Raw genomic sequence first — 25,473 nt, 5'->3', positions numbered from 1 at the left:
AAGTGCGAAGGGGTGTTGCTGTCTATCGCCGCGCGGCGTACCTCGACGGACCCGGAGAAGCGACTTTCACGGTCCGAATGTGAATTGCGTCTCGCCGCCCCAGATGTAAGCCAACCAGGAAATAGCGAGGACGGCAGCGACGAGCGCTCCGACGCACATTGCAATGGCAGGGGCGATTCGCCGGTCGAATTTGGAGATCCGGTCATAAGGGTAACTGCGCAGAAAGATGGCGTAGGCGACTGTGGCGAGAAAGATGCCCGCGATCAGATCCAGCATAAAGTGCTGTTTTGTTAACAGCGTGGAGACGGCGACGAGCGTCGCAAATATCGTCGCGACGACCCCAAGTCCGCGATGCACACGGGAACACGCCAGCGCCGACACGAAAGAATGTGCCACATGGAGTGACGGAAAACAGTTGTACGGTGGGTCGGCCGAATAGAGTGCACGCAGGCCCCACGTTCCAAATCCTTCGCCGGTTATAATTTCGGGCCGGGGTGCGACCGTCGGATAGAGAACGAAGAAAAAAAGGTACGCCGTGATCCAGGTCAGCAGATAGGCATTGAACATCCGCCGGACGAGCTCGTCATGTCTGACGACAAAGATAGGAAGCAATATCAAGAACAAGTAAAGGGCTCCGTACACGAGCGCCCAGGATGGCAGCAGAGGCAAAGCTCGATCGAGCTCAAGTGCGGGCGAGTATCTCACTTCGGGCGGCAGGAATTCCGGGATCAGGACATAGAAGGGAACCAAAGCGAGGAAAAAGACCATCGACACCGGCACCCGATATGGTCGCACTAGTGACCGTCTGATCATTCCCCAATCGAACCATATATGCGTTAGTTTGTCTGGAGGTTCGCCCATTTCTTGATGACGGTCGACCTGAACATGGGAAGACCTGCAGGTTGTGCGTTGAACGTTGTGCCCGCCCAACTTATGATTGAGCACAATCATTCCGCTCAATAATCATATTTCGTGCATTATCCAGAATCATTCCAGACAATAACTTATCTTTGGAACGAAAATAGATCATTTCTCCCGTTTTCACAACAAATCGTCAAAGAGCGCTAAGCGGTCGGGTCGCAGTGGAGGTAGAGAGAACCTGTCGGTTTTAGGACGCGGGGGAGTTCTTTTAGACAGACGGCCATCATGACGAGATAGGCCATCAACTGGTTGTTGCCGATGAACTGGCGGAAAGATTCGATCATGCGGCCGACCTGATCGGGTTCGTTTATCAGTTCGTGATAGGTTTCCTCGGCGGCGAGGTTCCAGTGCCAAGTGTCTTCGAACGCCGTGATCTGCGATTCGCTGTCGCTGCCCGATTCGTTGCAGAACAGGACATTGTAATTGCGATTACTATTGAACGGCGGATCGAGATAAACGAGGTCAACGCTCTCGTCTTTGATGTAGTCGCGGAGGATCTTTAGATTGTCGCCGTAGTAAAGAGTGTTCATGGGATCGTGGACTTCGGATCGATTATCGTTGGCTGAGTGCTGCCCGGCGTCGAGCTATTAGGATAGCTCCGACGACGCCGACGCTTGCCCCAACTCCGGCTCCGAGGGCGCTTGACGACAGGCCAAATGTCTCGCTCAACAGGCCGATCACTAGTCCAGCGACCAATCCGACCCCTATCATGATCGCGATGATCGAACCCCAACTAAGCACTTTCGTTTTGTTTCCGTCCATCTGCATTTCCCCTCCGCCGGATCGATCCATGCTCAACGCTGAGCCGGTATTATCGTGTGCGTCTGTCAACGCAATGTAGCATTAACCGTATAGGTTGGCAATACCTACGTTGGACGTTACGCCGTTACTCACGTGCGGGCTTGTGCCAGGGAGCAAGACTCAATGTCGAGCTTGTCCGTTGCGAAAAATCGTGGAATATCCCAATATCGTTAGTTAGTGGATGATACCTCTCCAATTGAATCATTACTTGGGTCGCGCGCTGTCGATAATGGCGATGCGGGGTTGGTGCGGCGGTGTGCTCGGGGGGAGCAGGCGGCTTGGGATGAATTGGTCGGTCGGTATCAGCGTTTGATCTATGCCGTGCCGCGGCGTGCCGGGCTGAGCGAGGAACAGGCGGCGGATGTTTTTCAGGAGGTTTTTCTGACGCTGTTCGAGAAGATCGGCGAGATCGAGCAGCCGGACCGGATCAGGTCGTGGATCGTGACGACGGCGAAATTTAAGACCTGGGCCGTGGTGCGAGGTTCGAAGGGGCTTTATTCGCCCGCGACCGAAGAGGAGATGGAGGCCGAGATGGCAAATATCCGCGACGAGACGCCGCTGGCGGACGAAATGCTGATCGAGCTAGAGGAACAGCATCTGATCCGAACCGCCTTGCTCGAACTCGAGGAACGCTGTCAGCAGATATTGTCGATGATCTATCTGCGAGATCCGGCGGCGACGTACGTCGAGGTCGCGGCGGCGATCAACGTTGGCGAAACGAGCATCAGCCCTTTGCGGTCGCGATGTCTGAAGAAACTCGAAAAAGTTCTGACTAAATAATGGCAAGTGTCTTTTTTGTTTAACGGGCCGCACTGTTTGGGTGAGGAAAGCGATAACGCTTAAAAATTGGCGATGAACAACGCACACGAACAAAAACTCGAACACATCATCTCGCGGATGCAGAGCGACCGGTCGGTCGATGCTCCGGCGGACGTATTGAAATACGCCCGGAACCTGTTTAGGACGCGAGCCGCAGAACCTGCCTTATTGCAGCGATTCGTCGCCGTTTTGAAGGCCGATCTCGCACCAAACCGTGCGGCATTCGGCGAGCGTTCGGCGGCCGGCGGTGCGGCGAGGCAGATGCTGTTCGACTCGGGCGAGAACGCGATCGACCTGCGTGTCACAGCAACGGACGGCGGTTTTGAGATTCGTGGGCAGGTGCTCGGCGGCGGTTTTGACGGCGGCACCGTGTTGATAGGCGGCGCGGTTTCGGCGATCGACGATATGGGCGGATTTAGGTTTGAGGCGGTCGCGGCGGGCGAATTCGTTTTGACGGTTCGCGGCGATTCGAGCGAGATAGTGATCGAAGGATTGATTTTAAAATAAACTCGCCGATCTCTGCGGAATCTCCGCGAACGCTGCGTGGAATATCCTTCTCATTTTTTCCACGCAGAGAACGCTGAGGAAGACGCGGAGTTCGCGGAGAAGAATTTTTACGAAACGCAGATGGCGACCGGCAATAAAAGGCCGGCCGCCTTTTTCGTTATATAATCGAGCGAAAGATGCAGCGAACCGAATTAGCGAAAAAATTGATCGATGCCGACGCCGACGGGCGGAAAACGCTGCTCGCTGAGAACGCTAAGCTCTCGGGCGTGGGCCTCGCTGCGGCCATCCGTAACGAATGCATCGCTGCATGGTCGAGCGATCCGGAACGCGTCCGGCAATGTGTCGCGGCGGCGCGGAGCTTGGCACACGCAGATCGTGACGCAGTTGTTTTGGCGAATGCCGATTGGACAGGCGGCATCGGCGAGATCATTCGCGGGCGTTTTGAATCGGCCGTCGCTAAGCTCGAACGAGCGGCCGATGCGTTTGCTGTCGCGGGAAACGAATTAGATGCGGCACAGACGAAAGTCGCTCGGTTGCTGGCACTTGCCATGCTCGGCCGTTATGATGATGCCATCGCCACCGGGCTTTCGGCCATTCCTATTCTCACAAAACACGGCGACGAACTGGCGGCCGGCAAGATCGAGATGAACCTGAGCAACATCGTTTCGCGGCGCTCGCAGCATCGCGAGGCGCTCACGTTCTGCTCGTCCGCTCGTAAGCGTTTTAAGAAAGCACGAGAACCAAAATGGCAGGCGATGGCCGAGAACGGGCTGGCAAATACGTACGGCGAGCTTAATGAATTTCAGAAAGCAGAGCAGTTTTACGCGTTGGCGTTTGAGACGGCGGTCGCGGCCAAGATGCACGTCACCGAGGCCGAGATCGAGGCGAGCATGGGCAATCTCGCACTTTTTCGCGGCCGATACGCTGATGCTCTGCGATATCTTGAGCTTTCGCGGCGAAAATTTGACGCGCTTGCAATGCCGCATCAAACAGCGATCGCCGACCTCGAGATCGCCGGCATTTATTCTGAGCTTAATCTGAATGCCGAGGCCGTCGAGATCTACGAACGCGTCTGCGACGAATTCAAACGGCTCAAACTGCGGGCCGAAGAGGCACGCTCGCGGCTCAATTACGCTCGTGCCGCGATCGCCGGCGACGGTGCATTGATCGCGAAGAAGCAGCTAAAACGTGCTCTTTCTCTGTTCACCGCCGAGAAAAATGAACCAGGCCAGGCCGCGGCGATGATCGCTCAGGCACGAATAGCTCTCGACGTGGGCGACCACGCGGCGGCACTCGCGACGGCAAGATCGACGAGAAAATTACTCAAACGCACGCAGAATGCACGCCTTCCATTGACCGTCGGCCTGCTCGAAGGCGAGGCGTATCTGGCATCCGGCAAGCTATCACAAGCCAAGCGAATATTTGAATCGGTCGTTGCTGACGCCAAATGTCTGCGGCAGCCGGACGCCGAACAGATCGCGCTCGGGTTTCTGGGAAAAACTGCCGTATCGAGTGGTGACGCTAAGAATGCGATCACATATTTCAAACGTTCGATCGCGATAGTCGAACGGCTCCGAGCTCCGCTCGCGTCGGAGGAATTCAGCATGTCGTTCATGGCCGCACGGCTCGAGCCGTACGACCGCTTGGCGCGTGTTTATCTGGGCGAGAACTGCATCGCGGATGCGTTTCGGACCATCGAAAGTGGGCGTTCGCGGGCCCTTGTCGATGCTTTGGATACCGAGACGAGTTCTAACGATGATTCGGATGAATTTAGCACAGACCTCGCTCAGATCCGCGAGGAACTCAATTCTTATTACAAACGCCTTGACCGTGCGGAGGCGGACGAGCTCGCGGAACTTAATGACGCCGTGCGTGCACGTGAGGCCCGCGTCGCAAAGCTGACGCGTGAGATCGCGAGCGTTTCGTCGCGGCGACGCGGCGGTGGAAAAGCTGCTGATAGGTTTAGCTTAAGATCATTGCAGGAACGGCTTGGCGGCGGCCGTTCATTGATCGAATTTGTTGAGATCGACGATTCGTTCTCGGCGTTTGTCGTAACTGATACGAAGATCAGGTTTGTTCAAGATATCGCGACGACATCAGAGGTCGCATCCGCGCTCGAAGATCTGCATTTTCAGTTTGGCGCCCTGCGATATGGTACGGCGGGCATGGAGCGGTTTTTGGGGCAGATGAAAGCTCGAGCGGACGCATGCCTCGCCTCGTTGTACGATCAGCTGCTGCGGCCGCTGGAAAAGATGCTGAGCGGCGGTTCGCTCGTGGTCGTGCCGGCAGGCTTGCTGCATTATATTCCGTTTCATGCCTTGTATGACGACGGATATTTAGCCGAGAGATTCGAGGTGGGCTATGCACCGAGCGCGGGAGTTTGGAGCAAATTACAGGAACGCCAGACGCGAAAGATCGAGGATTCACTGCTCGTGGGTTTTGCGGACGAACGAATCCCGCTGGTCGAGGGCGAGATCGATGCGGTTCGGCGGATCGTGCCGAAAGCGAAGGCATTGGTCGGCGAAAAGGCGACGTTTTCGGCTTTTACGAGAAAGGCGGCGGGCCGTGATCTTATTCACCTCGCGTGTCACGGGCAGTTTCGGGCTGAGAATCCCATGTTCTCGAGCCTGCATCTCGCTGACGGCTGGGTGACGGTGCGGGATATTTGTGAGCAGCGGATCAATGCCGAACTGGTCGTTCTGAGCGCGTGCGAAACGGGACTTAACAAGGTGTTCGCAGGCGACGAAATACTGGGGCTCGCCCGCGGATTTTTAACGGCCGGGGCCGCTTCGCTCATTGTCAGTCTCTGGACGGTGAATGACGCGGCCGCGAGCCTGTTGATGCAGGACCTTTACCGCGAAATGCAACGCGGACACACCGCCGCCGCATCACTTAGAAAGGCGCAGCTAAATTCGATCGCACGAGGCGAGCATCCGTATCTCTGGTCGCCGTTCGTTTTGATCGGGCGATAATTTTTTCGCGGCCGGTGTCTTTTTGATAAACTAGCGCGCACTGTTGATATGGACGAAGTCTTTCCGTATCGAGGTCAATAGATGGGCAGTACCAAATTTAAAGCAGTTTTGAGAAACGCGTTTGCCGCAATGGCACTGTGTTTTCTCGCTATTTTTGCTCATGCCGGCGGCCCGGGGCCTGATTATAATCCGACGCAGGTCATCGTCCAGCTCAATTCGGCCGCCGACCTTGCGGCTGTAGCAGCTCAATACAACCTCAATCCGACGCCACTCGGTTCGTTCGGTTCACCTGCGTATTACCTTCTGCAGATCACGAACGCCCAGACGCCGCCGCAGGTCGTGGCCGCAATGGCGGGCGACCTGCGGATACGCAAGGCAGAGGTCAACCGCAAATTCTCGAACGCTGAGGTGCAGGGACTGACATGGACGCAGGGACGCTCGTGGGCGGTCGGCCGTTCGTGGGCGGTCGGCGGCAGTGCGAAAGGGTTTGCGAGCCAGTGGTTCCCTGATCGCATCAGGCTCGATGCGGCGTTTACGGCGGCAGGCACACGCGGACTTAAGTTTAATCCGATAACAAATCAATATGACGGCCCTCCGGTCGTGGTCGCGGTGCTCGATACGGGTATTGACCTGACGCATCCGGCGTTCGCGGGGCGGCTCGTTCCGGTTGCGGACCGCAAGGATCTTGTCGATGGCGACAACGACCCCAGCGAGGTCGGTACGCTCCATCTAAATCCTGTTTACGGCCACGGCACGCATGTGGCGGGCATTGTAACGCTGATGGTGCCGGACGCCAAGATCATGCCGATACGTATCCTCGGGCCCGATGGCTCCGGCGAGCTCTGGCGAATTACCGCCGGCCTTATCTGGGCGGCAGATCATGGTGCCGACATCGCTAATCTGAGCATCGGTTATCCCGAGAATGTCCGCATTCTGCACGATCTGCTCGATTGCGTTGATCTGGGAACTGCCGGCGACGGGACGACATTCCCTGAGATAGGCACACGCCGCCTTGCTGTTTCGGTCGCTGCGGGAAACGGCGGAAATCGTGCAGAAGTTTTCCCGGCCGCCGAGCAGCGTGACGGCATGCTCTCGGTCGCGGCCAGCAGCCGCTACGACCCACGCGGCCCGGTAGGAACGCCCGACGGCCTCGCGATATTTTCGTCCTATGACCGCAGTTGGATCGACGTTTCGGCACCGGGCGAGGACATCGTCAGCGCATTGCCCGGCGGGCGTTATGGGATGTGGTCCGGCACATCGATGGCGGCACCTATCGTTGCCGGGATCGCAGCTCTGCTGAAAGCGAAACATCCGGACACCGTGACATTTCCGACCCCGCACGATCTGCTGGGCCGGATCAAGGAAACTGCGGTCGATAAGCGTTGGGGCAACGACACCGATCTGCCGTGGGGCGAGGTGCGGCTACGCCGCGTCGATGCACTTTGTGCGGTAAATAATACTCTGACCTGCCCACTGGCAACGAGTTTTTCGAACAGTTCCGGCTTCGAGCAATTCCTCGTGAGATAGTCGTCAATTTCGCGATAGCTTGGGCCAGACAAAGGCCGCGTGAATAACGCGGCTTTTTTTATTTGTAGATTCTGTCTTTTTCACTTGATCGCCTGCACTGTGTTTCTGACGACACCTCAGGCAGACGAGGTAAGCAAAAAAATATAGGCAGGAATTAGAAATGAAAAAAGCAGATTCGAAAAATTCAAACAAACGGTATTTACAGTTACTGACGGTATTTGCCCTGATCGCGGCTTGGGTGTCGGTCCCGATGCTTTCCAACGCAGTCAAGGCTGACGGCACGCCGGTGATCGTGCTTCGCAATGCGTCGCTCGCTTCGCCGACAGGCAGCATCAACCCGCATGGAGCCGCCGCGTGGCAGCTCTATCAGAGCGGCAACCGCGAGATCGAGGTCGAGATCGAGGATGTCTCGCTCGCAGTCGGCACCGTTCTCGAGGCGGTCGTTGACGGTAATGTGATCGGCACAATGGCAGTCACCGATCAGCAGCGAGCAAAGATCAAACTCAGGACCGAAGACGGCCAGACCGTTCCGACGACCAATGACGGCTCGACAGTCGCGGTCCGTAACGGAGCGACCGTATTGGTCAGCGGCATTTTTGGCGGCGGCGGGCCAACACCGACCCCGACAGTCACCCCGACAGGCACACCTACCGGAACTCCGACGGGCACACCGAGTCCATCCCCGACCGTGACACCTACCGGTTCGCCTTCGCCAACGCCCAGCGGCACGCCGAACGCCGGCGACCTTTTCGCAGGTCTTTCCGGTGCGACAATTAACGGCGTCCTGCCCGGCGGTTTTGCTCAATTTGAACTGCACAGCAGCCGAACCGAGCTCGAAGTCCGCATTCGTCAGATCAATCTGCCGGCAGGGACCAACCTCGCGGTCGTGGTCGATGGAAACGCGGTAGGCAACATCGTACTCGAGAGCGGCGGCGAAGGCCGACTGCGTCTCCGCAGCGACAACGGACAGACCGTGCCGGCCGTTATCGTCGGTTCGACCATTCAGGTCAAAAATGCAGGCAGCACGATCCTTAACGGAACATTTGCAGGATTTACGGGACCGAGCCCTTCGCCGACGCCTACCGGAACGCCGGGACCTACGCCGAGCCCCAGCCCCAGCCCTTCGATGGGACGTTCGTTCGAAGCGAATCTCACGGGAACCGCATCTGCCGCAACGGGCGAATTCAAGGTAACCTTGAACGCCGCTGAAACTCAGGCAACCGCATTTGGCGAATTTCACAACCTGTCGAGTGCACAGACCGGTGCCCGATTTGAAACCACCGTCGGTACAGCAATGACGATCTACAGCTTTGCCGTGATCGGCGGAACCAACGGAAACTTTGCGACAGTCACTTTCCCGGTCAATGCAACGCAGGTTCAAATGCTGCGGGCAGGCCTCTGGTCAGCGGTGATCACAAGTGCCAACAACGCCGGCGGCGAGATCAGCGGAGCGTTCAGACAGCAGTCGAACATCGCCGACTTTGACGGCGACGGCAGCAACGACCTGGCGGTCTTCCGGCCTTCGACAAACACGTGGTATTCGCAGAACGGCGACGGCTTTGCTGCACAGATCTTCGGTTCGCCGACCGACGTTGTCGTCTCGGGCGATTACGATGGTGACGGGCGAACTGACGCCGCGGTCTACACCAACGATAACGGCCAGGGTGTCTGGGCTATCAAACGAAGCTCCGACGGCGGCGTGACGGGCCTTGCATTCGGACTTTCGACAGATAAACCGGTCCGCGGCGACTTTGACGGCGACGGCCGCCTCGACCTCGCGGTCTATCGCCCGTCGAACGGTGTCTGGTATGTCCAAAAGAGCAACAACACGGGCTACTTGTTCATTAAATGGGGCGTCGCCGAAGATCAACCGATGCCGGCCGACATAGATGGCGACGGAAAAGACGATGTGGTGGTCTACCGGCCGAGCCTCGGCAATTGGTATTGGGTCCGCTCATCGGACGGTGCGACCGGAGCAATGCACTTTGGTGCGACGGGCGACATTCCGGTCCGCGGTGACTTTGACGGCGACGGAAGGGCTGACGTCACTGTGTACAGGCCTTCGACAGGCGTCTGGTATACACTCCGCAGTTCGGATCAGGGCTATTCGATCAATCGATTCGGCCTCGACGGTGACATTCCGGTCGCCGGTGACTATGATGCCGACGGCAAGGCCGACATCGCTCTGTTCCGTCCGTCAGACGGCAACTGGTACATCATGCGGAGCTCGGACGGACAGTTCCAGGCAGTCCACTTCGGACTCGAAGGCGACCGTCCGGTCAACGCTCAATAGTTGTTAAGAAAGAAAAGGCAGGAGCGTGTAGCTCCTGCCTTATTTCAAACAACCAACGCAAATTTTGATTCATCAAAAGTTTGGTTTCGGGCAAATACCTGGTTTGGTTAGCTATGATAAATTGCTTGAAACGTTCCCCCCGGCTGGATTCGCCCTCCTTTCAGCCGGGGGCTTTTTTTGCGCAGAGCCGACACTCTTGTCCGAATGAGTGCGAAGCACGAACACCGGCTGTGGGGTCTGATCGTTATCTTATTTCGCCGAAGAAACCGGCGATTCGGACAGGCGTGTCCGCACTCCGTCGAGCAGGCGTTCTGCCTGTGCCATGTGACGGGAAACGTGGCCGCCCGAGAGCATCACCCATTCGGCGGCGTTGAGCGGCCCGAAATACGGATGCGGGAACGTAAGTTCCGACACGTCGTATGCCTCAAGATCACTCTGAAGTGCGGCAAGTGCGGCAGACGATCTATCGAGACTCTCGAGAGACTCGGCGATCGCGACCCCGCCGGTCGGCGCGACGCGTTCGGGAGCCTCAAATTTTGCACCTTCATTCGCGGCGAGAGCTGAACGAAAACCTTCTGAGATCCGGTAGCTGCCATCTGACGGTGTTCCCTTCTGTTTTGCTCCGTCGACCATCCTTGCGCACATTTTCGCGATGCCGGCCTCGACCATGGCTACGTGCTCGATCAAAGCGGCAAGCGTCCACGGTTCGCCGTCGATCTCGGCATTTGCCTCGGCGTCCGAGATCGATCTCGCGAAGCGGCGAAATCCGTCGCCTACATTTTTATTGACTGCGTAGATGTCAGCGATCGTTTTGAATTCCATATTTCTATTTTCCCGGAGCAGCCGCGGCCTGCGGCGACAGTACGAGGCGGTGCCAGCGGGAATAGCTGGTCACGTTATCAGCAGCGTTCTTCATTCGTTTAAGATATGCCGTTTTTGCGTACAGCAGTTCGTCGGCCGTCCAGGCGACCTCGACGATCGGATTGTACGAGACCAGCAATTTTTCGTCCGGCAGCGTTGTCATGGGCTGTTCGGGCGTTGGTGCAGTGCTTGTGTTGCCGTCGGCGGTCGAATTGGCGGCAATTCGCGACTGTTCGCGATCGTAGGATTGTGCCGAGAGCAGCAGCTGATTTTTGAGCGGGATCGCCGCCTGTGTCGGCGTTGTGCCGTTGGCGTCGTAGATGCGGATCTGCGTCTCAAACGCGTCCGCGATCTTTGCCGAATCGGGTGACCAGACAGGCTGGACGGCGGTGAGATTGTCATCGAGCCGGCGTTCGCGGCCGTTCTTTTCGATCACTCGCGGCCGACCCAACGGAACCATCGCTTCGCCCTTGCTCTCGGCTATCACCTCCAGGTAACGCCATTCGCGTGCCGTAGTTGCGAGTGCCGCGAGCATCGAGCTGTCGGGTGACCACACGTAATAGAAATAGATCAGGCCTTCGTTCTGCGTCAGTGCCTTGAGCGCTCCGCCGTCGGCATTGCACATGTATATCTGCTCGGTGCGAAACGTCAGGATGCCGGTCGGTGCCGCCGGAGTAGGGGCGGCAGGTGTCGGTACCGCTTCGACATTGGTATTTGTTTCGGCCGCTCCCGTGTCGGTCGCCGGCGTTATCGGTGACGGCGTAGCTGTGACAGGTGTCAATGAGACGGTCGCCCGCAGCATCGCGACAAAAGCGACGGCGCTCGAATCAGGCGACCAGACAATGGTGTCCGGAAAATGTACGGCCATCGTGTCAGACGTGACCTTTCGCAGCGGTTTGCCTTCGGGCGTGTAAACATCAAGCCGGAATTCGCTCGAAAGATCGGCAACCTGTCGATAGATCGCAAGTACCCGCTTTTTGTCGGGTGACGTCAGCGTCCGCTCGAGCATTTCCTGCGGCCGGTTGGTGTCGAAATCGGCTTGAACGGCCGGGTTGCGGTCCTCGGCGACCGCAGCGTTCAGCGTCGGTGCGGGAACATCCGCTTCGTAACGGTAATTGAGTCTGACGGCCGGCACATCGCGCATCGCGGTCACTTTCGGCACGGCGTTGTTCGAAACGCCCGACGAACAGCCCGACGCCAACAAACCCGCAGCCGCCGTTACGATCACGATCTGCCGCAAAATTCTATTTGAGTTCAGCATTCAGATATTGATTGTATAGTTTTTTCTGCTCTTCCGTCGGCTCGGCGACCGGAGCGAACGAGTAATCTTTGCGATCGTTGCTGCCAAGAGTGAATGTCATGTCCCGGAGCTTATCAAAACGAAAGATCGTCAATTTGATCTTATCGCCGGGTTTTCGCTCGCCAACGTAACTCTGAAGAAAATTCGAGCTCGCACGATAACCGTCGATCGCGACGATCTGATCGCCGGTGTTTAGTCCCTGTTCGTAAGCCGGAGTTCCGGCAGCGATCGACCGAATGGTTATCACACCATTGGCCTCGGCGGTGTCGGCACCGATGAACGGTTTGCCGGCATTCGATTCGACGGCCGCCAACGATAATCCGATGCCGCCCATGATCGAATCATAGTCGATCTCAGCAGTACCGCGGACGTATTTGGCAAAAAAATCGTCGAGCGGCTTTCCGGCCATCAACTCGGAGACCTTCTGAAAATCCTCAGGCGTGAAGTTCTTATTTTTCTTTGCGAATTCGTTGTACAGATGCCGCATCACATCATCGAGCGACTTGGCACCGCCGGATGCCGACCTGATCGACACGTCGAGCATCATGCTTACGATCTCGCCTTTGTCATAATACGAGATCTGATTGTTGATCGCGTTTTCGTCCGGGCGATAGTATTTGATCCAGGCGTCGAAACTGGCGTCTTCGACACTGGTCTCAAAACGGCCGGGACGGTTCTGCAATTGCTGAATGCCGGACGCCCTGTCACCAAGGAACTGTTTGGCGGTGATCAATCCGGCCCGCAGCAAGATCAGGTTCGAATAATATTCGGTTCCGCCCTCGGCCACCCATAGGAGCTTGGTGTAATTTTCGTTCTCGTAATCGAACGGGCCCAACGCGTCGGGACGGATGCTCTTGACCAGGAAAACATGGACAAATTCGTGACCGACCAGGCCGAGAAAGCCCTTGTACCGCGAATCCGGTTTGAAGGCAAAGCGATTGATCTGCAACGCCGTCGAGTTCATATGTTCGAGGCCGCCGCCGCCGCGGGTATTGAGGATGAACGTGTAGTCCTTGTATGGAAGTTCGCCAAAGATCTTGTAGGTCTCGTCGATGATCTTGGTCGTGTCGGCAACCAGCCGATCCAGATCATAATTGCCTTCGCCGGTTATGACGTAACGATGCGGCTTGCCTTGAACCTCAAAATTGATCTCTTTGAAATTACTCACCTCGAAAGGTGAATCGTAAAGAACATCGTAATTTTCTGCGATAAATATGTTGGCAGTGGCGCCAAACTTGGGCAGTCCGGTCGCAACCTTCCAACTGCCGAACGGATTGACAGTGACCGTGGAACTCGCGGAAAGCTGGCCTTTGATGAACATCAGCGTCGCACCGTTGTTCCAGAAGGCGTGTTCATCATTGAGTTCGTTGGTGCGGACGGTGAGTTCGTTGGCGTAAACTTTGTAATTGAGAGCAACGGCTCCGGCCCCTTTTGTATCGATCTGCCAGGTATTCTTGTTGATCTTGCGCCAGGCGAGCTCGGCACCGGTTGCATCTTTCGCGGCAAAAGCCTGCACATGTCGCGCATATTCACGGATCAGGTAGCTGCCCGGCGTCCAGACCGGCATTTTTACCTCGAGTTTGTCGGGCATCTGTTTCCAGTTGACCGTCATGCTGACCTCGAGTAGATGTGTCGCGGGCTTTGACATTGAGACCGTATACTCGATATCGGGCGGCACGGGCTTCGCCTCGACTGCGGCCGGTTTGGTCTGTTTGGACGGCTTTTTTTGAGCGTCTGTCTCTTGGCACATAAAGAATGTGATCGCAAAGAGCAACGGTAAGATGACTTTGGGGCTTAATTTTCTGGGCATTACTTTAGGATTTTACAACGAGGTGTTATCGTTTATTTTCTTGCTATCTTACTATAATTACGCACGTTTTAGCATCGGTGCGACTGCACTTTACGGACCTCAATGACAACCGAAACCAAACCGGACACAGCGGGCGAAGAAAAAAAAGAGAAATTCTTCACCACACCGTTGCTGATCATATTTGCCACGGTCTTTATTGACCTTATCGGTTTTGGAATGGTCATACCGATCTTGCCGTATTACGCGCATACTGAGCCATTTTTCGCGACGCCGCTGGACATTGGATTCTTGTTTGCGTCGTACTCGCTGATGCAGTTTTTCTTTTCGCCGCTGCTCGGACGTCTATCGGATAAATACGGCCGCCGGCCGATTTTGTTCTTTAGCCTGCTCGGATCGGCCGTCGGGTATCTGGTGCTCGGGCTGGCAAATACGCTTTTTCTTGTGTTTTTGGGCCGTATCGTGGGCGGCATCAGCGGCGGAAATATATCGACCGCTCAAGCATATATTGCCGACGTTACGTCAAAAGAGAACAGGGCCAAGGGAATGGGCCTGTTCGGGGCGGCGTTTGGGCTCGGGTTCATACTGGGGCCGGCAATAGCCGGGATCTTGAGCAAATACGGCGTCAATGTTCCGTTCTTTGTAGCGGCGGTATTGTCACTCGCAAATGCGATCGCCCTCTACTTTGTTCTGCCCGAATCACTCAAGCCCGGAGCTAGGGCCGGCCTGCCGGAACGAAAGAACCGGATCCTCGAACTGTTTGATTCACTCAGAGATAAGTCCTTTCGCGAACTGAATATAGTCTACTTTTTGCTGATCACCGCCTTTTCGATCATGACGTACGCATTCGTGCTCTACACGTCATTTCGGTTCGAATACAATGCCGAACAGAATGGGTATCTATTTGCGTTCGTCGGTGTAATTTCGATCCTTGTTCAAGGGGTATTGTTCGGCCGGTTGGTCAAGCAGTTCGGCGAATCGGTCTTGATCGTATTCGGTTGTATTCTGCTGGTCGTCAGTTTGTTTGCCTTGCCTTTCGTTGGCCCCAACTACGGAGGCGTTTCGGCACTTCTTGTCGGATTGGCGGTTTTGTCGTTCGGAAACTCGCTCGCATCGCCGGGCCTCACAAGTCTTGCATCAAAATCAGCCGATGAACACGATCAGGGCAGAACGATGGGAATAATGCAGTCCGGGGCAAGCATGGCCCGTACCGTCGGGCCCGTGATCGGCGGCTTGCTGCTCAACAACTCACTCAATGCCATCGACGATCGTACGATCTATCGCACGTTCTGGGCAGCATCCGTAATAATGTTCGTGGCGTTTATCGTTGCGGTCTATTTTGCCCGATCAGGGAAAGACCATCCAAAAACAGCCTAACTGACCGCACGACGTCGGCCGGCGTGGGCGGCAGGGAATGTAAGTCGAAATGTGGTACCGTCATTCGGTTCGCTCAATGCTTCGATCGAGCCGGCATGTTCCTGCACGATGCCGTATGTCACTGCGAGGCCGAGCCCCGTGCCGTTACCGACGCCTTTGGTCGTAAAGAACGGATCAAAGATCTTGGTCAGATTCTCGGGTGAGATCCCTTCGCCCGTATCACACACCTCAACGATCACGACATCTTCACCGTCGGCGCGTGTTCGCAGCGTGATCGTTCCGCCCTGAAACATCGCATCTCTCGCATTCAGTATCAGATTTGTGAAAACCTGCTGCAGCTTTCCGCCGCTGCCGGTGATCGCGGGGATCGACTCTGAATATTCTTTGACGATCTCGACATTGGATTTACGCAACTGAGGTTCGAGCAACTGCAGAGTATCGTTGAGCAGACGGTTCACATCGGTGTCGGTAAACTCTTCGGCGTTACCGGTGCGTGAGAAATTGAGCAGATTTCCGACGATGTTGGTAGCACGATCGGTCTGCCGCTGCATCTTTTGCAGCAAGGCGTGCTTGGGGTCGGTCTCGGGTATCATACCGAGCAGCATCTGCGTATAGCTCGAGACACCGGTGAGCGGCGTGTTGACCTCGTGAGCGACGCCGGCGGCAAGCAGGCCGATGCTCGATAGCTTTTCGCTCTGCTGCAGCGTTTCTTCGAGTTTGACGCGGGACGATACATTCTCGAGCACGATGATCGCACCGGTGTGCTGATTTGAAACGCTGCGAAGCGGAGCGACCGCGACGTTGAGGATCAGCGAACGGCCGTCGGCATCGAAAGTATGCATCTTGTACGCGTTTCGGATCTCGGTCAGATGCCAACGCGATTTGCCGAGAATGTTCTCCAGATTAAGCGCAAAGCTCTCGTCAAAAATATCCTCTACGCGTTTACCGACGACATCTTCGCGGTCGCGGCCTGTCATTTGCTCGAACGGCGAATTACAGCGGATCACACGTCCTTCCTCATCGACGGCGAGCAGGCCGACGTTGACCGATTCGACTATCGATTCATTAAATTCCTTGAGCAGTGCAAGTTCGTCGGTATGCTGCTGCTGTTCTTCGTATAAACGGCTGTTGTCTACCGCGACGGCTACGTACCCGGACACCGTTTTGAGGATCTCAAGATCTTCAGATGAAAGCAGCGAACCGTCGCTCGCCCGGCCGAGGCCTATGACCGCGACCATTTTGCCGCGGGCGACGCACGGTACGAAGTAATGCAGTTCCTGCCGGACCACGGCACCGTTCCCGTTTAATTGCTCGACGTCCGCAAGGTCAAATTCGTCAGCCCTCACTATCCCTTTGCCGGCGGACTTTTGCCGGATCATTGTGCGGAAATCGGCGGGAATGACGAACTCTTCGTCGAGGCCGACAGATTTTGCTATGCGGTAATGGGCCTCGGTCCGCTGGTCTTCGACGAAGATCGCTACCTTTTGTACGTCGAGCACCTGGCGGAGTCTTTCCGTCAGTGCATTCAAGAGCGGATCAAGGCCGGTCGTCGCGGACAGGGTTTTGCCGAAATCAAGCAATCCTTGCCGCAGGTCGTAACGTTCGCCATAAAAATACCGGTCAGCCAGTTCCTGTAGGAACTTTTTGAGCGGTTCGCTGAGCATCACGATCGCACCCATCGCGACAACGGCGATGATCGCACCTAAGGTGATCCCACTGGTAGAAAGATTGTTGCCGACGGCAAGAAACACGAGGCCCAACGCGACGGCTCCGATCATCATTGCGATCGCCACGGTCGTCAGTGCGTAAACCAAAGCCCGGCGAACGACCACGTCGACGTCCATCAAACGGTATCGAACCACCGAATGGCCAAAGCTGAACGGAATCAGTGCGAGCGGCAGTGTGGTCAATGCTGTCGCAACCGTATTGTCGGCGATCTGCACACCGAACCACGACGCAGTCTGCATGATAATGACCGGAAAGACAGCCGCGATGGTGCCCCACATTGCCCATTTCAAACGCTGGCGAACAACGATCTGGTGATTTTTCCAGAATCGCCAGATCAGAAACCCGGCACCGACCGAAACGCCTATCACAAAATGATAGAGCAAGAATGTGCTCGTTCCGCCGGTCAGATTGTAACGGTCATCAACGCGGGCAAGCCACGCAGCCGCATCCGTGCGCCAGAACAGAGCCGGCAGCAGTGAGATGAATAGCAGCCAAACAGAAACGACGGCGGCCGGCACATAGAGCAAGATGGTCTTCCATCGCTGCTCGTCAAAAACAGTGCTGCGCACCGGATATCTGATACAAAAATGCAGAAACAACGGTACGAACAAGGCAAAAGCGAAATCATCAAGGAGGCTGACGGCCAGATCAAAATCCTGTCCGATGCCGACCGGCTTGTATGTATGAAACGTGAAGGCAGCCAGGCAAACCGCAGCAAAATGCAGTACGAAAGGAGATTGACTGCCTTGCTTAAAGAGCACGAACATGCCCACGCCGAGCCACACCAGGCCAACCATCGCAAGAAAGATTATTGATGGTGTCCAACGCGGAACCGAATCGATATTGCGGAGGTCAGCGAAATAATAGTTGTCGGCAAAGGAATAGGACTTTTGGAAAGTATAGGTAAGGCTGCCGTTCACGCCTGCTGTTTCGAGATATATCTGGACGTCGCTGACGGATACGACCTCGTCAGGAGTTTGGTTGTCAATACTGATCGCGATCAGCTTATCTCCCGGTGAGATCCCCGCGCGATCGCCCGCAAAACCCTTAAGAATACGTTCGGCAAAAATACCGTCCGCATTGTGCGTCCATTGAACGCCGTCGGTCGGCGGAAGTTTCTGATAAGCACGCTGAGAAAGGTTAAGCGCCCCGCCTGCGATCAGCAGTACGGATGCAAGGAGCAGTATTAAACTCCAGCTTGTAATTACCTTTCCTTTCATCAAAAATCCACAGACTTCTACGATGTGAAAATAGACGCAAAACGCGTACCATTCCTTTCATTGATCATCAGCCTGCAAATACAGTTGGTCTGACCTATTTGCGGCGGTTCCGGGTGCGAATTTTCGCACGGCCCTGTGTATGAAAAATACAGCTTTTTGCTTGATAATCCAAGATTTTGGACAAAAAACAAACCACATCGAACGCTGCTAACACCCGGAAACTAAAGTCTCTGCGGTGAAATACCGGTTCTGACGTGGCCTTAACTAAAATCTAACTAATATTCCACCGCGAAGCGAACGGCGTTGGCCGTTCAATCGCAAACTGCCTTCTTCGCCGGAAACGCCGGTCTGGAAGCCGAACATATTCCGTGCATCCACAACGGCTTCGGCACGGAACGGGAGACCAAGTGTGGGAAGATTCTGCGTCACCAAGACGCTCAAGCCCGGATCGTATATCGCGAGCCGGCCCTTGAACGGATCGATCGCAAAAACGGTTGCTTGCGGAGACAGACGGTAGATCGTCTTAACGCTGGTGCCGGTCCGCAGATCGGCCGAAAACTGGCCGAAGAACGATTGGAAGATCGCTTCGTCAAACGCCTCGGACGGATTTGTTATCGCGTTCGCTGAGAGCCGCTGGCCATTGCCGAACGAATATCCGGCAGCCGCACTAAAGACCGACGAAAATCTGCGGTTATAGACGACCCGGATGCCGCGGGCATTGCCCTGCTGTTGGGCGGTGATATCGGTGAACTCAGCTTCGTCAAGTGCATCGATCGGCATTGCCGTTAGCCCGACGCCGCGGCCGATGGCAGTATCGAAAAACACATTTGCTTCGACCGATGATCTATTGTCGAGGATGCGTTCGATACCAAATTCGAGCCGTTGACTGCGGTTCAATTTTGGTTTGTTATTTGAGACGAAGATATCCTGGACCGAGACCGGTTCGCGGAAAAGCACTTCGGCACCTTCGAAATTGACAGCTTGCGACCACGAACGTTCATCGGTCTGCGTCGTGAATGCAGTCTGGAATCGTGTCTTAGAATCGATATCGTATTGGAGACCGAGTCTGGGCGAGATCGATGAATCGCTTCCGGCACCGAGGAACCTCGAATAATCGAGGCCGTAAACGAGGATCACGCCTTCGCGGATCTTCCATTCGTCGAGAGCCTGGAACGACATCTGTCCGAGATGTTTATCTTCGCCGGCGATATTGATATTTCCGATTTTCGCAAACGAAGTGCTGACGCGGATCTGGTGCTCGGAATTCGGCCTGAACTTGGCGTCGACGCCAAATCGCTGCGGTGCGTTGGTTCCTTTTCCGACCTGGCCCGAAAAAACGAATTCTGCATGGTCGCCGGCCGGCGTCATCGCAGCAAAATTTACACCGGCGTAATTACTGTTACTCGTTCCGGCAAAATATGTTTCGATCACGGCCTGTGTGCGGCGATCTGTCGAGTTCGGTGCTTCGTCGACTGGAAGGCTCTCGTCAACCGTCACATTTGCAGTTGTTTCTTCGGCGGGTTTATTGCCTTCGCGGTTCTGATAGATCGCCCGCTGCATCTGGGCAGCACGAATACGCCACTTTGAGCTGTTGCGGTCGATGCGTTTTTCAGGCAGAGTATTTCCGCTGCCGGAACGCTCAAGCCGAAACCCATACACCAGCTCGGTCGAACGATTGACCGAAACATCCGAAAGCGTGACAGGATTAAAGCCTTGAGCAACGGCAAGAACGGTGTACGTACCGGGAATTATGCGGGCGAGGAATCTACCGTCGTTTGCGGAACTGACCTGCTTGAGCAATTTCGAAGTTCCCAATCGGAAGATCGCAACTGTCGCGTCGGCGATCGGGCTGCCGCTTTGGTCGCGAACGACGCCTTTGATGATCCCAAGATTGCTGTTCTTTTCGGCCGTGACAGTGACGGTAGAGGCATGACTAGGCATCGCGGCGGCAAATACAATTGCCGCTGCCGCGAAGAACGCTGTAACCAAATACTTACCTTTGCCCGAAAAAGCCATAAATAGCTATAGTACCAGTAACTTTCGTATTTTGTTCGTAAAATGCAACCGTGTCAAGCCAATACGGCTTGGTGCTGTATATCGTTTCGATGCATTGGTGCTTGACAAAGTTTGCCTGACGGCTAAAATTGGAAGTTGCTTTACATAGCTATTGTGGGGCAAAACGGAGACGTGGCTGAGCGGCTGAAAGCGGCGGTTTGCTAAATCGTTGTACCTCAAAAGGGTACCACAGGTTCGAATCCTGTCGTCTCCGCCATTTTTTTAACGAACGGGCTGTCAAATATGTAATTTGGCTGCTCGTTTTGTTTTTGCCATCCACTTTGCGTTCTCGGCGCTTTCTTGTGAAAATCATCGTTTATGACTACACGCGTTCGTTTTGCTCCAAGCCCGACCGGCTATCTTCATATTGGTTCTGCGAGGACCGCACTTTTTAATTATCTTTATGCCCGAAATACGGGCGGCAAATTCCTGCTTCGAATCGAGGACACCGACCTCGCACGTTCGACCGAGGAATCGACGCGATCGATACTCGACGGACTCGCGTGGCTCGAACTCGACCACGACGAAGAGATCGTTTTCCAATCGGACAACGCTGATAAGCACCGCGTCACTGCCCGAAAACTCCTCGCCGAGGGCAAGGCATATCGCGATTTCACGCCTAAGGCCGAGCCGAACGACGCGAACGTAAAAGATGCGATCAAGGACCGAGCCCGTGCGAATCAAGGCGAAAGGAATATGCGCGATAATCCGTATCGCGAGCTTTCAACCGAAGAAAGCGATGCTCGTGCCGCTGCCGGCGAACCTTTCGCTATTCGGCTGAAGGTGGCAACGCACGGACGTACTGCGTTTGACGATGCGGTTTACGGAATTCAGGAAAGAAATTACGATGATACCGAAGATCTTGTTCTGCTTCGCTCGGACGGTCATCCGCTCTATAACCTGGCAGTCGTCTGCGACGACATCGAAATGGCGATCACGCATGTCATTCGCGGCCAGGACCATCTGACGAATGCTCACAAACAGGTTTTGATCTACGAGGCCCTCGGTGTCACTCCGCCGACATTTGCCCATCTGCCGCTGATCATGGCGCCGAACAAGGGCAAGCTGTCTAAACGCAAACATGGCGAGGTAGTCTCGATGACAACCTACCGCGATGCCGGTTTTCTTGCCGCCGCATTTCGCAATTTCCTTGCCCTTCTCGGCTGGTCCGCGGGCGAAGAGAAAGAGATCTATTCGCTCAACGAACTCGTCGAAAAATTCTCTTTGGGCGGCATCCACCGTTCGAATGCGGTTTTCAATTTTCACGAAAGCGATCCCCGCAAGTGGACCGACGATAAGGCGATCTGGATGAATGCCGAATACATCCGCACGATGCCGCTAGGCGAGCTTATTCCGTTCGTAAAACCCGAACTAAAGGCTGCAAAGCTATGGCGTGACGAGTATGAGGACGATGATCGTGAATGGTTCGAAAATACGATCAACCTCATCCGCCAGCGGTTCTTTACGCTGAAAGATTTCTCATCGCAAGGCCGTGCTTATTTCAGCGAAGATTACGATTTCGACTCGGCCGCGATCGAAAAGAATCTGTCGAAATTCCCTGATCTCAAAACATGGCTTCCCGAACTGGCCGATCGTTTCGAAGCCGAATTTGAGACGACGCCTTATACCGAAGAAAATATCGAGGTCGTTGTCAAAGCCTTCACCGAAGAAAAGGGCACCAAACTTGGCGTTATCATGAACGGAGCCCGAACCTTGCTCACCGGCGTCGCCGTCGGCCCGTCGATGCTCTCTGTTTTTGAGACTCTCGGATCTGAAAAGACTAAAATGAGATTAAAGAGCCAGGTGGCTTGGAATTAGTGTGAGTTAGGTCTCCGGGCGTAGACAATGAATTTTGGGGAGTAGACATTATATGAAAGGCTATAAATCAAACATCGAGAAAGAAACTCTCAAGAACAAGAATTTTCGAAAGGTTCTATACAGCGGCCAGCATCTGCAGCTTGTGCTGATGAGCCTTAAGCCGAAGGAAGAGATCGGCGCTGAGGTGCATGCTGAGAATGATCAGTTTTTGCGTTTCGAGGGCGGCAAGGGTCGCGTTATCATCGACAAGACGACCTATAACGTCAAAGACGGCGATGCCGTGATCGTGCCCGCCGGTGCCAAGCACAACGTTATCAATGTTTCGGCAAGCGAGGATCTTAAGCTCTATACGATCTACGCCCCGCCGCATCACAAGGATCAGATCGTTCGCAAGACCAAGGAAGAGGCGCAGGCGAACGACGAGGAATTTGACGGTAAGCCAACTGAAAAACCCAAGAAAAAGAAATAGTCATCTGTTCGCTGTAAGGCCTCTCTGATCAAGTAGATCCCAAATTACCTGCATGTTGTTTGGCGGCGTATCGTTCTATAATCGCAAGACCAGCGAATGAAACGATACGCCGCCAAAATTCTGTTTGCCGTGACCGCCACTATTATCTTTGGTGCGGGCACCACTTTCCATTCCCAACCGAGTCCGCGGCCGCTGCCGCCGGAATTTTTCAAACGCCGTGATGCCGCAACTGCGTTCGCGCTCGGCCGTCAATTTCTCAGGCAAGGCCAGCGAACAAAGATCCAGGCTTCGATCGCGAAATTTCGCGAGGCCGGATCGATCTATCGCGAGATCGGCGACCGTGCCGGAGCCGCGTGTGCCCTGCTCGGGACCGGAGCGGCTTATGCCGCTTTGGGTGACGGCCGGGCGGCCGCGAGGTCCTATCTGGAAGCTTCATCGACGCTCGATTCCTTCCGAGCAAAGGACGTCGACGAATCAACACTCGTTAAGCTTGGCTTTCTGTATGACCATCTTGTCGGCAAGCGCTTTTTGTTCAAATATGACGGGCTCTCGATCGCAAGGCCTAAGCGAGGATACGACCGTAACGGTGATCGGATAGACACGCGTTTTTCGCAGCTCAGCGAACGCGAAACTGTTCAATTTCTCAACCAGCCGATCGTCGTCTATATCGAACCGGAACGCGAATCGATCTTTGATGATCCGCGATTTGCCGGCTCAGGCGATCCGCCGAAACCTGTCAGTTTTTATAAGGACGCACTTTCTGTCTGGAAAAGAAGCGGATTCGAAAGCATCGAGGTCGCAACCGGCCTGAGCCTAATGGATGCCTGGGCCGGACGGGACGATCGTGTCGCGGTATTTTACGGCAAACAGGCGATCAATCGATATCAGGAGATCCGACGCCTGCTCCGTACCGAAAGGCCCTACGACCGGCGAGTTTATATTAATCAGCTCACTGAAAAATACCGTATACTTGCGGATCTGCTGATCGGGCTCGGCCGCCTTACTGAGGCCGAAGATGTCCTGCAGATGCTCAAGGATGAGGAATTTTCGGAATTTGTCCGCCGCGACGCAGTTGAGATCGAGCGCCTAAAACAGCGTGTTCGGCTGACACCAAAGGAACGGGACCTGATCGACCGTTATCTGGCGATCGCCGGCCAAGCTGTGGAGATAGGTGAACAGCAGCGAAAACTCGAAGAGAAAAGACGAAAAGCTGCCGCGATTGGCGGCGTTCTCTCGGCAGAAGATCAAAGATCGCTGGCCGACCTAAACGCCAGATCAGATGAAATAAATTCGACATTCAGGCTGTTTTTGGAAAAGGAACTCGTAATGGAGATCGGCACCGAAAACGCCAAATCACTCGCCGCCGACCGCAGCCTGCAAGACCGAGTTCGAGAATGGGGCAGCGGAACCGCGGTGCTGACAACCGTCATTACCGAGAACCGTTATCGCGTAATCCTCACTACCGCGGCGATCCAGATCGACGCAAAGACCGATATCAACGCAGCTGAATTGAATAAAAAGATATTCGAGTTCAGAAACGCCCTGCAGGACCCTGATATCGATCCGCGTCCGATCGGAAAAGAGCTATATGACATCCTAATAAAGCCGATCGAAAAACAATTGGCTGACAGCCATGCAACGACGCTGGTCTGGTCGCTCGACGGCACGCTTCGATATATTCCGTTTGCCGCACTTTCGCCGGACGGCGAGTCTTATCTGGTTGAGCGATTCAGGAACGTGATCATGACGCCGAAAACACGCGAACGAGTCAAAGGTGATCGGTCACCATGGCGAGCGGTAGGTGCAGGCGTTTCCGAAGAACAGTTAATAGCTGTTCCCGGCAATCCCGGTCAAAAGATCAGGATCGAGGCCATTCCGGCAACTCGTACCGAATTGATGTCGATCATCCGCGATGAAACTGAACCGACCGGCCAGGGCATCTTCGACGGCCGCCGCTTTCTCGATTCTGCTTTCACGTTGGATAATTTCACGGCCTCGCTTGCGAGTAAGGATACAAATGGGCGTTCGACCTACAACGTGCTGCATGTTGCGAGCCATTTTCAGCTCAGCGAAAATTGGTCCAATTCGTTCCTTCTACTCGGGGGCGGCAAAACCCTGACACTCGAACAACTTAGCAACATGCGGGACCTCGATCTGTCGGGGATCGAACTTGCCACATTGTCGGCGTGCAACACTGCTCTGGTGACTTCGGCATCGGGATATGAGGTCGATTCACTCGCAGAATCGATACAGTCAAAAGGCGGCAAGGCCGTACTCGCCACCCTTTGGAGCGTCAACGACGCGTCTACGGCAAAACTGATGAGCAGTTTTTACGGTTTCAAAAAGAAAGACCCGACTATGACCAAGGCAGATGCTTTGCAGCGTGCCCAACTCGAAATGCTGCGCGAAGCACCACTCAGCCATCCGTTCTTCTGGTCGGGATTTACTCTTATCGGCAATTGGCTTTAGCTAACACCTATGTCGATCGTTCTTCGCTTCACCGGCGACGACAGTATGATCGTGGTCGTCGTTATGCCGTACGGCACAAGACGGTCGATCACTTCCTGCAGGTGCTCGACGCTCGCTACGGCAACCTTCATAATGAACGAATCGCCGCCAGTTCCCCGGTGACATTCGAGGACCTCATTCGACTGTTGAGCTACCTCGATAATATGGCTGTAATCGACGCCCGTGATGCTCATCCGCACAAATGCCATGATCGGCAAACCGACCTTTGACGTATCGATGTCGGCGGTAGCCGGTGATGATGTGGGCGTCCTCAAGCTTGCGGACGCGTTCGATCACGGCAGGAGTTGTCAGGCCGACACGCCGGCCGAGCTCGGCATAGCTCGTCCGGGCGTCTTCCTGCAGTTCCTTTAAGATTTTGCGGTCAATTTCGTCGATCATGTTTCGATGGTTTCAGCGATGTGTATTATAAAGCAGATTCCCCGATTAAACTTACTATTTAAAGTCCTTGCGAAACATTAACTTAGATTTC

General features: G+C 55.0%; 17 protein-coding genes, 1 tRNA gene and 1 pseudogene. 10 read left to right on the top strand and 9 right to left on the bottom strand.

Going from position 1 to position 25,473, the window contains the following annotated elements; genetic code table 11:
- Positions 1–66: 66 nt before the first annotated feature.
- From IPK01_05615 to IPK01_05605, 3 genes are all read right to left on the bottom strand, one after another.
- A complete protein-coding gene (locus tag IPK01_05615; protein ID MBK7932969.1) occupies positions 67–861 on the bottom strand; it encodes a phosphatase PAP2 family protein in 795 nt (264 codons plus the stop codon).
- Positions 862–1,064: 203 nt separating this feature from the next.
- On the bottom strand, positions 1,065–1,451 hold the full coding sequence (locus IPK01_05610; protein MBK7932968.1) for a hypothetical protein: 387 nt from the start codon (positions 1,449–1,451) through the stop codon (positions 1,065–1,067).
- A 22-nt stretch (positions 1,452–1,473) separates the two neighbouring features.
- Positions 1,474–1,683 carry a hypothetical protein gene (locus tag IPK01_05605; GenBank protein ID MBK7932967.1) on the bottom strand — a complete coding sequence of 70 codons (210 nt, stop codon included), beginning with the start codon at positions 1,681–1,683 and terminating at the stop codon, positions 1,474–1,476.
- A gap of 216 nt (positions 1,684–1,899) precedes the next feature.
- On the opposite strand from IPK01_05605, the gene IPK01_05600 reads away from it, so the two are divergent.
- The 5 genes from IPK01_05600 to IPK01_05580 all read left to right on the top strand — a co-directional run bounded on the left by IPK01_05600 (position 1,900) and on the right by IPK01_05580 (position 9,840).
- Positions 1,900–2,502: a sigma-70 family RNA polymerase sigma factor gene (locus IPK01_05600; protein MBK7932966.1), complete on the top strand. Its 603-nt coding sequence runs from the start codon at positions 1,900–1,902 to the stop codon at positions 2,500–2,502.
- 72 nt (positions 2,503–2,574) lie between these two features.
- Positions 2,575–3,048 carry a hypothetical protein gene (locus IPK01_05595; GenBank protein MBK7932965.1) on the top strand — a complete coding sequence of 158 codons (474 nt, stop codon included), beginning with the start codon at positions 2,575–2,577 and terminating at the stop codon, positions 3,046–3,048.
- Between the two features lie 176 nt (positions 3,049–3,224).
- Positions 3,225–6,020, top strand: coding sequence for a CHAT domain-containing protein (locus IPK01_05590; GenBank protein MBK7932964.1), 2,796 nt, complete (start codon positions 3,225–3,227; stop codon positions 6,018–6,020).
- A gap of 108 nt (positions 6,021–6,128) precedes the next feature.
- Positions 6,129–7,547 carry a S8 family serine peptidase gene (locus IPK01_05585; GenBank protein ID MBK7932963.1) on the top strand — a complete coding sequence of 473 codons (1,419 nt, stop codon included), beginning with the start codon at positions 6,129–6,131 and terminating at the stop codon, positions 7,545–7,547.
- Positions 7,548–7,707: 160 nt separating this feature from the next.
- Positions 7,708–9,840 carry a VCBS repeat-containing protein gene (locus IPK01_05580; GenBank protein MBK7932962.1) on the top strand — a complete coding sequence of 711 codons (2,133 nt, stop codon included), beginning with the start codon at positions 7,708–7,710 and terminating at the stop codon, positions 9,838–9,840.
- A gap of 249 nt (positions 9,841–10,089) precedes the next feature.
- Here the strand turns inward: IPK01_05580 and IPK01_05575 are convergent, their stop codons facing one another.
- The 3 genes from IPK01_05575 to IPK01_05565 are packed head-to-tail and all read right to left on the bottom strand — an operon-like array spanning position 10,090 to position 13,811.
- Positions 10,090–10,662 (bottom strand): DinB family protein, encoded by a 573-nt coding sequence (locus IPK01_05575; GenBank protein MBK7932961.1) that lies wholly within the window; start codon positions 10,660–10,662, stop codon positions 10,090–10,092.
- Positions 10,663–10,666: 4 nt separating this feature from the next.
- Entirely contained in the window at positions 10,667–11,962 is a 1,296-nt protein-coding gene (locus tag IPK01_05570; GenBank protein MBK7932960.1) for a hypothetical protein, read from the bottom strand.
- A complete protein-coding gene (locus IPK01_05565; protein ID MBK7932959.1) occupies positions 11,946–13,811 on the bottom strand; it encodes a M61 family metallopeptidase in 1,866 nt (621 codons plus the stop codon). Before IPK01_05565 ends, IPK01_05570 begins: the two co-directional genes overlap by 17 nt.
- Before the next feature lie 102 nt (positions 13,812–13,913).
- Between IPK01_05565 and IPK01_05560 the strand changes: the two genes are divergently transcribed.
- Positions 13,914–15,185: an MFS transporter gene (locus tag IPK01_05560; GenBank protein ID MBK7932958.1), complete on the top strand. Its 1,272-nt coding sequence runs from the start codon at positions 13,914–13,916 to the stop codon at positions 15,183–15,185.
- Here IPK01_05560 and IPK01_05555 read toward each other — a convergent pair.
- On the bottom strand, positions 15,182–18,133 hold the full coding sequence (locus tag IPK01_05555) for a PAS domain S-box protein (protein MBK7932957.1): 2,952 nt from the start codon (positions 18,131–18,133) through the stop codon (positions 15,182–15,184). The two genes, IPK01_05560 and IPK01_05555, sit on opposite strands and share 4 nt — an antisense overlap.
- A gap of 264 nt (positions 18,134–18,397) precedes the next feature.
- A complete protein-coding gene (locus IPK01_05550) occupies positions 18,398–20,149 on the bottom strand; it encodes a TonB-dependent receptor (GenBank protein MBK7932956.1) in 1,752 nt (583 codons plus the stop codon).
- Positions 20,150–20,314: 165 nt separating this feature from the next.
- Between IPK01_05550 and IPK01_05545 the strand changes: the two genes are divergently transcribed.
- The 4 genes from IPK01_05545 (at position 20,315) to IPK01_05530 (ending at position 24,944) form a co-directional block, all read left to right on the top strand.
- A tRNA-Ser gene (locus IPK01_05545) sits at positions 20,315–20,405 on the top strand.
- Positions 20,406–20,506: 101 nt separating this feature from the next.
- Positions 20,507–22,006 carry a glutamate--tRNA ligase gene (locus IPK01_05540; GenBank protein ID MBK7932955.1) on the top strand — a complete coding sequence of 500 codons (1,500 nt, stop codon included), beginning with the start codon at positions 20,507–20,509 and terminating at the stop codon, positions 22,004–22,006.
- A 52-nt stretch (positions 22,007–22,058) separates the two neighbouring features.
- Positions 22,059–22,475 carry a cupin domain-containing protein gene (locus IPK01_05535; GenBank protein MBK7932954.1) on the top strand — a complete coding sequence of 139 codons (417 nt, stop codon included), beginning with the start codon at positions 22,059–22,061 and terminating at the stop codon, positions 22,473–22,475.
- 96 nt (positions 22,476–22,571) lie between these two features.
- A complete protein-coding gene (locus tag IPK01_05530) occupies positions 22,572–24,944 on the top strand; it encodes a CHAT domain-containing protein (GenBank protein ID MBK7932953.1) in 2,373 nt (790 codons plus the stop codon).
- Here IPK01_05530 and IPK01_05525 read toward each other — a convergent pair.
- A pseudogene (locus tag IPK01_05525) lies at positions 24,941–25,382 on the bottom strand (Lrp/AsnC family transcriptional regulator). The gene IPK01_05530 and the pseudogene IPK01_05525 sit on opposite strands and share 4 nt — an antisense overlap.
- Positions 25,383–25,473: the final 91 nt, after the last annotated feature.

The sequence above is a fragment of the Acidobacteriota bacterium genome (assembly GCA_016713675.1).
In the GTDB taxonomy this organism is placed as follows: Bacteria; Acidobacteriota; Blastocatellia; order Pyrinomonadales; family Pyrinomonadaceae; genus OLB17.
This window is presented reverse-complemented; position numbering and strand designations above follow the sequence as displayed.